Here is a 12,643-nt window from a genome sequence, read left to right as displayed (position 1 = left end):
ATGAATTTGATTTCTTGGAATGTCAATGGAATAAGAGCTATTTTTGGTAAAGGTTTTCTTGAGTTTATTGAGAAGTATAATCCGGATATTTTATGTCTTCAGGAAACTAAGGCTTGCAAAGAACAGTTACCAAAGGAGCTTGTTAATATTGAAGGGTATCATTCATATTTTTCAAAATCTATAATAAAGGGTTATAGCGGGGTTGGTATTTATTCAAAGGTTGAGCCTATTAAATTAGAAAATATGAATATGGAAATATTTGATAGGGAAGGGAGATGCCTTATTGCTCATTATCGTGATTTTATTCTTATTAATGCGTATTTTCCTAATTCTCAATCTTTAAGAAAAAGACTTCCTTATAAGCTTGAATTTTTAATGAATCTTGAGTCTATTGCAAATACGTTTGTAACTTCTGGAAGAAGTATTATCATTTGTGGTGATTTTAATATTGCGCATATGGAGATTGATTTAGCTAATCCTAATACCAGCAGAGAATCTGCTGGTTTTTACGTTGAGGAGACTACTTGGATGGATAACTTTTTAAATGGAGGTTATGTGGATACCTTTAGAATGTTTAACATGGAGCCGGGCAACTATACCTGGTGGGATTATAAAACAAGGGCAAGAGAGCGTAATATAGGCTGGAGAATTGATTATTTTGTTGTAAATGAATTTTTTAAATCAAATGTAAAAGATGCTTTAATTTTGAAAGAAGTCATGGGTAGTGATCATTGTCCTGTCTTTTTAGAGTTAAAGCGGTAAAGTGATATGTATGAGAGATGTATATGGTTAGGTATTTTATAACTATTTTGATTTTTTTTGTTTATGGTTTTAGTTTTGGGATTAATTTAGAGAGTATTGATTTTTATCGCAGTCTTGAAAAGAAAGATCTATTATTTGTGATCCACTTATTGGAGCGAGAGAGATATTTAACTCAAAAGAATGAGCTTTTTACATGTATTGATTTGGCTAAGCAGGTTTTGTCTGAAATGGGTTTTGAGGTTTTAAGTGGTGGTAATAAGTTGGATGGTATTCAACTTATTAATACTCTACAACGTCCAGAAAATTATAATAGTTCGAAGTTTGTCTTAAAGGCTTCAAAAGCTTTAGACATTTTTGTTTACTTTGATGATAATGATGGGTTTTTGAAAACTTTAGATGGGCGTAATGTAGGTATTCAAGATGGTAAGTTTATGATTTTAGATCCAGTATCCTTTAAAAGTTATGATAGCTTATCAAATGAGCATACTACTATTGAAATTTATGAGATGAGTATTGTAAATCCTGATTTCAGTAAGTTTGTTTTAGATAAATTGAAACCTTTTGTTTATGTTGGGGAATTGAATAAGAGAGTTTACCTTGATGATATTTCAAAGTTATCTAAAGGAGAACTTTTATTTTTGTTTTATGAATTGTTTCCCCTTGCTAGGTTAAAGGGTGTCAATGATTGGTATGATTTTGGATTTTCATCTATTCTTAGAGAAATTAAAAAAATTTATAATATAAAAATTAACTCAAGGAAAATAAAATGAAATATGAACATATTGGTAATATTAGCATATTAAAATTTATCTTTTTAATTTTGGTTTTTCTTTTTTTATCTTGTTTATCTCCTAAGTTAAAGGACGATAAAAACTTAGTAACTGGTCAGCTTAAAAATGGACTTAAATATTATATTTATGGCAATCAACTTCCAAGTAAGGCTGTTCATATGGGAATTTTGTTTAATGTTGGCTCTTTAAACGAAGAGGAAAATGAGAGAGGTTTGGCGCATTATCTTGAACATATGGCTTTTAAGGGTACGACGGATTATCCTGGTAGTGAGGGCATTTTGGAAGTTCTTAAAAAATTTGGGATGAAATTTGGGGCTGATGTTAATGCTTATACTAGTTTTGATAAAACTTATTATCATCTTGATTTGCCAGATGGTGGTAATGAGTTAGAGATTGATGAAGCTTTGAATGTGTTAAGGAACTGGGCTTTTCAAGTTAAATTTGATGAAGTAGAAATAGATAAAGAGCGTAATGTTATTCTTGAGGAGAAAAAGCGTAGAGAGAATTATGCTGGTAGGGTAGCTGAAAAAATATTTGGGGTTATTTTTAATAATAGTAAATATGCAGTCAGATTTCCTATTGGACTTGAAGAGAGAATTTTATCTTTCAAATCAGAAGACTTTAAGAAATTTTATAAGAAATGGTATAGACCAGATCTTACCAGCATCATTATTGTTGGAGATATTGTCCCTGATGAAATTGAAAAGAAAGTAAGAGAACGATTTGCATCGTTAGAAAAACCAGTAAGTGAGCCTGAAAGGGTTAAAATAAGTTTGGATACTATTATTGATAAAAATTTTGTAAGTATAGAAGATATTGAGACCCCGTTTCCTAGTATGAATTTTGTTGTTAAAAAGAAGATTGAGAATAATTTTAATACCGTTGATGATGTTAAAAGATTGGTTGAAAAAACTTTATTAGACGAACTTTTTGTAAATAGATTTTATGAGTTAAAGATCGCTGGAACAAATTATTTTATGTCCTTTGATAAATTTGATTCACAATTTAAATCAGATGATAATTATATTTTAATTAATGAAATTTCTTTTAAAATTAATCCAGAGCATTTTAAAGAAGCTATTGAAGGGTTTTTTTATGAAATTGAGAGAATTAAGAGATTTGGTTTTACAAAGGGGGAAATCGATAAGGTCAAATCTAAACTTATAAGTTCTGCTAAACTAAATAAGGATAATGTCAATAAGCGATATTCATCTAGCATTGCGCATACTTTAGTAGATGTAGCGTCTCAAGGTTATTTGATGTTTGATATGGATGAGTATTTTGATATTTTTATTGATCATCTAAATAAAATTAGTTTAAAAACAATATCAGATTTTGCAAGAAATGAAGCATCCATAGATGATATGACTATTATTTATTCTTATTCTAAGAAGTCTCATCCTAATTTAACTTTTGAAGAGATGAAAGAATTGCGTAATTTTGCTTTAGATAGAGAAATTAAACCTTATGATGATGTATCGATTCAAGGGGAATTCTTTAAAAAGTCTTTGGAAAGCAAAGATATTATTGATGAGAAAGAATTGTTTGATGGGATTTCATCCTTTATTCTGGAGAATGGAGTTGAAGTTTATTTTAAGTATAATGGGAATAAGCAAAATGTAATCAATTTTAGTGCATCTTCTTGGGGTGGTTTGTTAAGTGAGAATGCTGAGCTTATACCTGTTTTGTCTTTGGCTCCAAGAGTAGTTTCTAGTTCAGGGTATGGAGATTATTCTCAGCTTCAAATTGAAAAATATTTGTCAGACAAAATTGTAAGTTTATCACCAACAGTTGGTGATCAAATGACAAGCATTAATGGTAGTGCTGATATTAAAGATCTTGAAACTCTTTTTAAGCTTATATACTTTACTTTTAATGATCCAAAGATAGATGATGTTGTTTTACAAAGTATCATTGATGATGTAAAAGCAAGAATTAAGAGTAGAGAAAATAGTTCTAAACATCTTTTTTATAGTGCTGTTGAGCGATTTTATAATAATGATGATTATCGTTTGAGAGATATTAAAGAATCTGATTTGAAAAATATATCTAAAGATGTTTTTTTGGATTTTTATAAAAAAAGATTTACTTATGCAAACAATTTTAAATTTGTCTTTGTAGGAGATGTTGATTTAAAGACAATAAAAAATCTTTCAAGTAAGTATTTAGGTAATTTAAGTTCAAAAAAATTGAATGAGTATAGAGATTTGGATTATTCTTATAAAAAAAGCACGGATAGAATAGTTATAAAAAAGGGTGAGGATTCAAGTAGTTTAGTGTACATTTTGTATCCTTTTAAGTTCAATTATACACCTGAAAATATTTTAAATTATGAAGCTTTAGCATCGCTATTAACTGAAGATCTTGTTAAAACCATTAGAAGAGAGATGTCTAGTGTTTATTCAATAGGAGTTTCTTTTGACTATTTACTTAGAAAACATTCTAATTCAGATGGTTTTATGACTGTGTATTTTACGGTTGAACCTAAGGTTTTAGATAGTGTATTGCAGATTGTTAATGAGTATATCTTAGAAAAACAAAAATCAGATTTTGTAGACAAGGATTTTGATTATATTAAGAAAAATATTATTAAAAATAATAACATTCGTTCTGAATCCAATGGGTATTGGCTTTCAAAGATATTAGGTTCAATTCTTTGGTATGATGCTTTAAAAGATACTTTTAGTGCTAAATTTATTGAAAATAATTTAAGTAAAGACATCATAAATATGTTATTTAAGAAAATAGATTTTAAACAAGGGGCAGAGATTATCTTACTGCCAGAAAAGGATAATTAATTTGAAATTTTATTAGCATATATCATATTTTGTCTTCAAAAAGGATTAATAGTTCCCCGGCTATTATTCCTTTTGCTTTCCATAATAATTCTTCTAATTTTATAGCCCATTTTTCATATCTCTTTAGTCCAAATTTGGAAAAATATTTGCTGTTAATTAAATATTTTGCAATATCTTTTTTTGAAATTTGAGTGGTATAGGTGAAGAATTCGTTTATTATTAAATATTGAGATTTAACGTCATAACCTTTATTATCTAAGAATTTGATCCAGGATTTTTTGTCTTTAGATGAGACATTTTTATTCCAGAAATTAAAGATTGCTTTATTGAAATTATTGTCTGTAAAGAAATACATGTGTAAAATTTCATGCATAAATATTGTTATTTGAGCTGTTTTTGACATATTTTCATCTTCCGCATAAGTTGCAAATGCAATATTTCTTGATTTGTCTTTTATTTTAATTGTATTGTTTGCAATATATGCTAATTTGTTGATTATAATTAAGTTTTTTAAAATTATTTCTTCTTTATTTAGTTTGATATTTGATTTTTGTGCTACGTTGAAAAACGTAATTATATCTTTAAGTCTGTAATTGTGACCTTTCCATCCTACTTTATTTTTTAGCTCATTGTTTGATAATAACATTCCTTTAAATCCTTTTTTTTCGATAAAAAATGCAATTCTTTTTAACATTAAAGATTGATCGTTTAAGTTTTTGAATTTTAGTACATATATGTCAGGTTCTGCTATTAGCTTGAATAGCTCAAATGAATCCCTTCTGTAATTTTCTTTTTTATAATTGAAAATGAATTTTAAATCAGAATTTATTGGTTTGTTTATATCATAGTAAGCATTCATATCAATATATCCAATTTCGCTTATTTGAATCATATTGTTGTTTTTAGTAGATTTTATTTCATCATTCTTATTGTTTAGTGATGTGTACTTGATAAAATTAGATAATACTATTTTTTGAGATTCTTTTTCTGAACATAAGTTTGTGATCATGGGGGTTAATATTATTTCTTTTGCTTTAAAGCCTATAATGGGAAACATATTGTTGTTAAGATTAAATTTAATAAAATATTCATTTTGACTGATTAATATTTTAAATTTCTGAGGATTTGATCTTGCTGTTTTACTCTTTGAATTTTTTAGTAAAATGTTATTTAGATTGATGGATTTGATGTTATTCATTTTGATTTCTATTGTTAATATTTTATCTTGATTAATGATTTTTGGAATATTATATGAGTAATTTTTGTCTTGAGTGTTGATTTCTATGCTTGCATTTTCATTGATCTGAAGATTTAGTACAACGTGATTTATTTTGTTTTCATCATAGTATATTTTTTTTTGATTGTTATGGTTGATCGGGAATTTTATTTCTTTGTTGTTTGCGTATATTACATAGAAACTTGTTAATAAAATTAATACCACTAGGATATTTTTCATTATTATATACAATTATTATAAATTACTACAATTGTATATAATAATGAAAAATAGAGAACCTCAAGAAGTTCTCTATTTACATCCTCTAGGGGAATTGAACCCCTGTTGCCAGGATGAAAACCTGGAGTCCTAGGCCACTAGACGAAGAGGACAAAAAATTGAGCTCAGTAGGGCTTGAACCTACGACCCTCGCCTTAAAAGGGCGATGCTCTACCAGCTGAGCTATGAGCCCTTAAATAGTTAAATTTACCAAAGTTAATTATACCATTTATTTCATGGTATGTCAATACCTTGAAATAAGCAAAATTCTTAGCTTCGTCCATGCAAGTGAGCTGCACAGGACTCGAACCTGTGACCTGCGGGTTAAGAATCCGATGCTCTAACCACCTGAGCTAGCAGCCCTATGATTTATTAATAAACTAATAAATAGGATAAATGCTTACAAACATAATGTCAAGGATTATGATTATTTTTTTCTATCTTTTTTAGCAGGTTTTTTGCTTCTAAATGATTGGGATTTAAGATTAGCAGTTTTGTTAAAATTTCTTTTGCTAAGATTGTATTTTTTGCATTCAATCTTGCTTTTGCAAGCTTTAATAATATGTTTTGATTATTTGGCAAAAATCTTAAAGCATTCTCATATGCAAAATCAGCTTCATTATATCTTTCAAGTTTGTAAAAAGAATCTGCAGTTAAAATATATACTTTAGCTATTCTTGCTCCATTGGGTTCAAGACTAATATATTTTTGAAAATTTTTAAGAGCGTTTTTATATTGTCCTTGAAAAAAATAGGCTTCTCCTAATGCTTGGATTATTCTTACATCATGCTTATTTATTTCAAGTCCTTTGATGGATTCTAGTTCTGATCTTTTGTATTCGCCTGTTGCTATTAGACTCCATATAAGTATTACTCTTGCATCTAAATTATTTGGGTTGTATTTTATTTCGTTTTGGGTATTGAGAATAGCTTCTTGAAATTTGCCTTGTCTGTAGAGTAGAAGCGAATCTTCTTTTTCTTGTGCATTTAGGAGGTTTAGACATGAGAATAATATGAGAATTATTTTTGAGTAAAAATTTTTATTTGTCATTTTTTTCCTCCATTTCACAATTTCCGTTAAAGAGTGCCCCTGAATCTATGAAGAGTTCCTTTGTTTTAATGTTTCCAATCAAATTTCCAGTTTTATAAATTTTTATTGTCTCTAAAGCCTCTACATTGCCTTTCATTGTTCCATGATTTAGGAAATTATTACACTTGATTTTTGCTTCTACATTAGCTTTTTCTCTTAGGTATATTGAACTTGTAGAATTTATGATTCCTTTAAGTACTCCTTCAATGATTATTGGTTTATTGCTTTCTATATATCCTTCAAATTCAAAATTACCCTTTATAACATTTTGGGTATTGTTTTCTTCAAATTCTAGAGTATCTATGCTCAATTTGGCTCCTAAAAATGAATGCTTGACTTTAAGCATTCATTTTTACTTTAATTTTAGCTTTAAATTTGTATTTTGGCTTTTAATCTTTTCTTTCTCCTAAAAATCTTATTAAATATAAGAATAAATTTATGAAATCTAGGTAAAGTTTTAAAGAGGCTACAACTGCCATCCTACTTTTAATTTCAGTACCGTCTTCTAACATTCTATTCATTTTAGAAATATTTTGGACATCGTAAGCCGTTAGGCCTGTAAATAATATGACACCTAAAATTGAGATTAAAAAATTGAGACCTGAACTTCTAAAAAATATGTTAAAAATAGATGCAATAATGATGCCCCATAATCCCATAATAAAATAGCTTCCCATTTTTGTAAGATCTGTGCTTGTTGTGTATCCGTAAAAGGACATTGCAAGGAAAGTTAGAGAAGTAATTCCAAATGTATAGAATATTGAACTTTGAGTATATATCATAAATACAGAAGATAGTGTTACTCCTGTTAAAGCTGAATATCCTAGAAAAAGAGCTGTTGCTGTGCCGCTTGATATTTTCTCGATTGCTCCGCTTATTGCATAAACAAGTCCAAATTGTACAAGTATCATTGCCATATATGACATTGGATTTGCAAATATTATAGCTTGCATAGCAGGATTTTCAGATGTTGTGTATGCAAATATTGCAGATATTAAAAGACCAATTGCCATTAATCCAAAAACCTGAGCCAAAAATTTGTTTTTTATCCTTATTTCTTGTTTTTCATGCGTTAATTCAAACATAATGATTCCTCCTTATTTTTGTTCGTTAAATTTTTTGCATAATTCATTAAATGTTGCACTTGGAACTTTCCCATATTTTAGGAATTCCATTGAAAATTCAGCTTTTCCTTGTGTTGAAGACCTTAAAATGGTTGAAAATCCAAACATTTCGCTTAAAGGTACCTCAGCTTCAACTTTTGAAAAATTTCCTTCTTCAACAGATCCCAAAATTATTCCTCTTCTTTGGTTTAAGAGACCAAACATATTGCCTTGAAATTCGGTTGGACCTTCAAGAGTAACTTTCATTATTGGCTCGAGTATTGTAGGTTTTGCCTTATTATAAGCTTCTCTAAATGCTCCTATTGCTGCAAGTTGGAATGCAATATCTGATGAGTCAACAACGTGATATTGACCGTCATTAATTGTGACTTTAAGCCCGACAATTGGGAAGCCGATTAAAGTTCCCTTTTCCATAGCCTTTTGGAATCCTTTGTCACATGATGGAATGTATTCCGTTGGAATTACTCCACCTTTTATAAGATTGACAAATTCATAAGTTTGTCCTTCACTCTCAAGTGGCTCCATAAATCCAGCAACTCTTCCAAATTGACCTGCACCTCCTGATTGCTTTTTGTGAGTATAATTAAATTCGGCTTTGTCTGTAATGGTTTCTCTGTATGCTACTTGAGGCATTCCTGTTTCAACTTCTGCTTTAAATTCTCTTCTCATTCTTTCAATGTAAACTTCTAAGTGTAGCTCACCCATTCCTTGTATTATTGTTTCTTTTGATTCGGCATCTACATAAGTTTTGAATGTAGGGTCTTCTTTAGTAAACCTTGCAAGAGCTTTTGCCATGTTATCAGCTGATTTTTTATCCTTGGGTTTTATTGATAAAGATATTACTGGTTCTGGAATGTACATTGATGTCATTGAATAGTTAATTGAAGGGTCACAAAATGTATCTCCTGATGCACATTCTATCCCAAATAATGCAACGATGTCTCCACTGCTTCCAAATTCAATATCTTCAGTGTTATTAGCATGCATTCTAATAAGTCTTCCAACTTTGAATTTCTTAGAAGTTCTTGAATTTATTAGTTCTTGTCCTTTTTTTAAAATCCCTTGATATATTCTTACATAAGTTAATTGTCCGTATTGCCCATCTTCTAGTTTAAAAGCTAGTGCTACAGTTGGTAAGGTTTCATCAGTTTTAAGTTCAATTTCTTTTTCATCTTCGTTTAAATTAAGAGCCACATTTTTGATGTCATGAGGAGAAGGCAAAAATCTATTTACAGCGTCAAGTAAAAGTTGAACACCTTTGTTTTTATAAGCAGAACCCATAAATACAGGACAAAATTTTAAAGCCAAAGTACCTGTTCTAATGGCATCATATATTGTCTCTACAGCTATATCTTCTCCTTCCATATGAAGTTCCATAAGTTCGTCATTAAAATCAGATAGAGCATCAAGCATTATTTTTCTCTTTTCTTCAGCCTCATTGATTAACTCAGCAGGAATTTCCTTTTCTATAATTTCTGTTCCATCTTTGCCTTCAAAGTAATAGGCTTTCATTAAAACAAGATCCACAACTCCTATATGTTTATCTTCAAGTCCTATTGGAATTTGCATTAAAACTGAGTTTAGACCAAGCTTATCTTTAAGCTGATCTTTTACATTGTTAGGATTTGCTCCGGTTTTGTCACATTTATTTATGAAAGCAAGACGTGGTACATTATATCTTTTTAATTGTCTGTCAACTGTAATTGATTGAGATTGAACCCCTGCAACAGAGTCAAGAACAAGTATAGCGCCATCTAGTACTCTAAGTGAACGTTCGACCTCAATTGTAAAGTCAACGTGACCTGGAGTGTCAATAATATTTATTGGATGGTTTTTCCATTCAACATGAGTTGCAGCGGATGCAATTGTAATACCCCTTTCTCTTTCAAGTTCCATTGAATCCATTGTTGCTCCAACTCCATCTTTTCCCTTTACTTCATGAATAGCGTGAATTTTGTTACAATAAAAAAGAATACGTTCTGTTAGTGTTGTTTTTCCTGAATCAATGTGGGCACTAATACCTATGTTGCGCAATTTTTTATAATCCATGGAATATTTTTCCTCCTGAGTGATGTATACTTAGAACATTAAATATTCTACATGATTTTTTAAAAAAAGTCTATTTTAAACTGTTTTGGTTGATTTTGACTTAAGGGAATTTTATTGTCTAAAAGGTTAAGTAATGTATTTAATTGCTTTTTTAGCAGGGGATTTTTTGTATTAAATTTTAATTTTTTATTTGTGTTATTAAATTTAATTAATTATTTAATTAATTATTTTTTAATTGCAGCTTGTGAGAAAGTCTAGTTATTTATGGACTTGCTTGACTAAATTATATTAAACTTATACAATTAATTATAAGGAATATATCATTTAGTAAATTTTGATTTCATTGATTAAAAATGTTTAATGTTTAATATTTAATGAATTTACTCTTTCTTTACTTTATATTTTATACTCCTAAGAATTAATCATTGGAGGATATAAGTTTGAATACTTTAACAATATCTCATGAATTGAGTAAAATATGTCAGGTTGATTATGATTCTGCTTTGTCTGAACTTTCTGTATTTTTTAAGGACGGAAGAGCCTATAAATATTTTAAGATTGAACCAAGACACTTTAATATAATATCTAAGCTTGTACAAGAGAAGAGGTCAGTTGGTAAATATTTAACGGAACATATATTTAATAAGTATGACCAGGAAAAGCTTTAATTTTAGTTGTTGACTTAGTTATTTAAGAAGGATTCTTAATGAATAGGAATTCTTCTTAATTTTTTTCTTTTAAATTGATAATGGAGTGATAATGGAGGACAATATAATTCGATTTAAAAAATAAAATTATATTGTATTTTTTTGCAATAAATGTTATTATAGCATAATTATTTTGCAAGGGCTTGGGATATGAAAAAATTTTTAATTACTATAATACTATTTTTATCTTTTAGTACATCTTATGCCAAGTTTGTATATTTCTCAGCGGGTTTTAGTACACAAATTAGTCTTGAGTCATTTTCTTTATTTAATAAAAAAACTGGCACAGTTTTAGATAAATTGGTAAGTTTTGAATTGTTTAATATCTTGGCAAATTTTCAAGATAGTTTTTTTAATCGTTTAAGTGAATTTGAGGACAGTACAGCTGCTTTATATAGTTCTTTTCAAAACAATTTAAGTCTTCTCATTAGGCTGTTTGAGAGTAGAAAGGATCCAGATTCACAGGTGAATAATATGGAGGGGGAGGATTTAAATGATTTAGACTCACTTGTGAATAATGCTCATGATTTGAGAAAATTTTTGCGTGAATTGAGTAAGTTTAACAACAAGGTTACGCTTCAAAAATTAGGTGAGACTGGATCAAGTATAAGAAAACTCTTAGTTGATTTAGAAGAAACGGCAAAACGCGCTATTGAGTTAAAAGAAGTAATATTTAGTCAATTAAATGAATTTGGAATTAGTAGTCAAGATGATTTTTTGAGATTATATGAAGAAATTTCTACACCAGGGACTGTTTTAAATGATGTTTTGCGTCAAAAATTGTCACCTTTATTTAGTACTGGTTTTCAGGGTTATTTTCAAATTGGTCTTCCTATTGTTGCCAGTAATTTTTATTATGGATTTGAACTTGGATTTGGTGTAAATCTTGGAAGGATGATTTTTCCTAATTTAAACCTTTTAAAGGCTTCCTATCCTGTTAAGTTGTCTTCAGGGATAGTGCCAAGATTATTCATAAAATATGATATTTATTATTTAGCAGCTACTTTATTTTCAGGTTTTGGTGATAGATCTTTAGTTGTAGATCCTGTTTATGCAGGGAATTTAATTGGTCATGGCAAAGTAACCAATCCTTTTAATGTTATTGAGACAGGTTTTAGATTGAGATTAGCCTTTCTTAGTTTTGAATCATCATTATTATTTTCTATTAATGATTTTAAATATAGAGATTTAAGGGCTGGATTTGGATTTGAGATTCCGGTAGTTATTTAGTTATTGATATTTGATTGAAATTTGTAATGTTTATTTTAGTCTAGTATTTGGATTTTACTTTAATGTATAAGAGTTTATTTTTTTTTCTTTTTTATTTTGTATTGTCCTGTAAAACTCTTGCTAAAGATTATCAAATTATTTCAGGTGAGTATTATAAGCTTGCCAAATTAAATGAGGACCTTGGTAATAATCAGGCATCCGTTGAGCTTTATGAACAAGCTATTAAATTTGATTCTAATGTGAATAGTGCGTCTACTTATAATTTTATTTTGGCTTATATCAATTTGAAAAAATATGATGAGGCTGGATTAAAGCTTGAATCTTTATTGGAAAATGATCAGGATAATATTTTGTTGATTAATTTAAAAGCTTATTTATATTTTAGAAAGGAAAATTTAGAAGAGGCTTTAAAATTTTATTTAAAAACTTTGGAAATAGCACCTGCTAATCAAGAAGCGTTATTTAATGTTTTTTATATTTATCATTTAAAGAAGGACATGGAAACCGCAAAGAAATATATTTTAAAATATAAGGAATTCAAATATTCAGTTCCTTCTAATGCAAGTGAGATAGTCTCGTCCGTTTTGGAGGATTGAAG

Annotated in this window: 11 protein-coding genes and 3 tRNA genes; 6 read left to right on the top strand and 8 right to left on the bottom strand. The window is 28.9% G+C overall.

Annotation, left to right across the window (positions count from 1 at the left end):
• From xth to QMG63_RS01770, 3 genes are read left to right on the top strand one after another with little or no spacing between them, the layout of a single operon-like run.
• Entirely contained in the window at positions 1-762 is a 762-nt protein-coding gene (xth, locus tag QMG63_RS01780) for an exodeoxyribonuclease III (protein ID WP_281861159.1), read from the top strand.
• A gap of 23 nt (positions 763-785) precedes the next feature.
• Positions 786-1,532 carry a hypothetical protein gene (locus tag QMG63_RS01775; RefSeq protein WP_281861158.1) on the top strand — a complete coding sequence of 249 codons (747 nt, stop codon included), beginning with the start codon at positions 786-788 and terminating at the stop codon, positions 1,530-1,532.
• Complete coding sequence (locus QMG63_RS01770) at positions 1,529-4,351, top strand: M16 family metallopeptidase (protein WP_281861157.1); 2,823 nt, start codon at positions 1,529-1,531, stop codon at positions 4,349-4,351. Before QMG63_RS01775 ends, QMG63_RS01770 begins: the two co-directional genes overlap by 4 nt.
• Positions 4,352-4,373: 22 nt before the next feature.
• Here QMG63_RS01770 and QMG63_RS01765 read toward each other — a convergent pair whose 3' ends face one another.
• From QMG63_RS01765 to fusA, 8 genes are all read right to left on the bottom strand, one after another.
• Positions 4,374-5,807 carry a hypothetical protein gene (locus QMG63_RS01765; protein ID WP_281861156.1) on the bottom strand — a complete coding sequence of 478 codons (1,434 nt, stop codon included), beginning with the start codon at positions 5,805-5,807 and terminating at the stop codon, positions 4,374-4,376.
• A gap of 79 nt (positions 5,808-5,886) precedes the next feature.
• Positions 5,887-5,959, bottom strand: a tRNA-Glu gene (locus QMG63_RS01760).
• 7 nt (positions 5,960-5,966) lie between these two features.
• Positions 5,967-6,039, bottom strand: a tRNA-Lys gene (locus tag QMG63_RS01755).
• 96 nt (positions 6,040-6,135) lie between these two features.
• Positions 6,136-6,209: transfer RNA gene (locus tag QMG63_RS01750), tRNA-Lys, on the bottom strand.
• A 51-nt stretch (positions 6,210-6,260) separates the two neighbouring features.
• Positions 6,261-6,896, bottom strand: a complete 636-nt coding sequence (locus tag QMG63_RS01745; protein ID WP_281861154.1) for a tetratricopeptide repeat protein — start codon at positions 6,894-6,896, stop codon at positions 6,261-6,263.
• Positions 6,886-7,245, bottom strand: coding sequence for a bactofilin family protein (locus QMG63_RS01740; protein WP_281861152.1), 360 nt, complete (start codon positions 7,243-7,245; stop codon positions 6,886-6,888). The genes QMG63_RS01745 and QMG63_RS01740 overlap by 11 nt, the downstream gene beginning before the upstream one ends.
• A gap of 79 nt (positions 7,246-7,324) precedes the next feature.
• Positions 7,325-8,020 (bottom strand): Bax inhibitor-1/YccA family protein, encoded by a 696-nt coding sequence (locus QMG63_RS01735; protein ID WP_281861150.1) that lies wholly within the window; start codon positions 8,018-8,020, stop codon positions 7,325-7,327.
• Positions 8,021-8,032: 12 nt separating this feature from the next.
• Positions 8,033-10,108, bottom strand: a complete 2,076-nt coding sequence (fusA, locus tag QMG63_RS01730; protein WP_281861148.1) for an elongation factor G — start codon at positions 10,106-10,108, stop codon at positions 8,033-8,035.
• Positions 10,109-10,548: 440 nt separating this feature from the next.
• Between fusA and QMG63_RS01725 the strand changes: the two genes are divergently transcribed.
• From QMG63_RS01725 to QMG63_RS01715, 3 genes are all read left to right on the top strand, one after another.
• Positions 10,549-10,776, top strand: coding sequence for a KTSC domain-containing protein (locus tag QMG63_RS01725; protein ID WP_025375539.1), 228 nt, complete (start codon positions 10,549-10,551; stop codon positions 10,774-10,776).
• A gap of 189 nt (positions 10,777-10,965) precedes the next feature.
• Positions 10,966-12,045, top strand: coding sequence for a hypothetical protein (locus QMG63_RS01720; RefSeq protein WP_281861142.1), 1,080 nt, complete (start codon positions 10,966-10,968; stop codon positions 12,043-12,045).
• 62 nt (positions 12,046-12,107) lie between these two features.
• The gene (locus QMG63_RS01715; RefSeq protein ID WP_281861140.1) at positions 12,108-12,641 is read left to right on the top strand and encodes a tetratricopeptide repeat protein; all 534 of its coding nucleotides are present in this window, start codon (positions 12,108-12,110) and stop codon (positions 12,639-12,641) included.
• Positions 12,642-12,643 lie beyond the last annotated feature (2 nt).

The sequence above is a fragment of the Candidatus Borrelia fainii genome (assembly GCF_027925085.1).
GTDB classification, from domain to species: Bacteria; Spirochaetota; Spirochaetia; order Borreliales; family Borreliaceae; genus Borrelia; species Borrelia turicatae.
The sequence above is the reverse complement of the archived record's forward strand: the minus strand, read 5'-3'. Positions and strand labels throughout refer to the sequence as shown.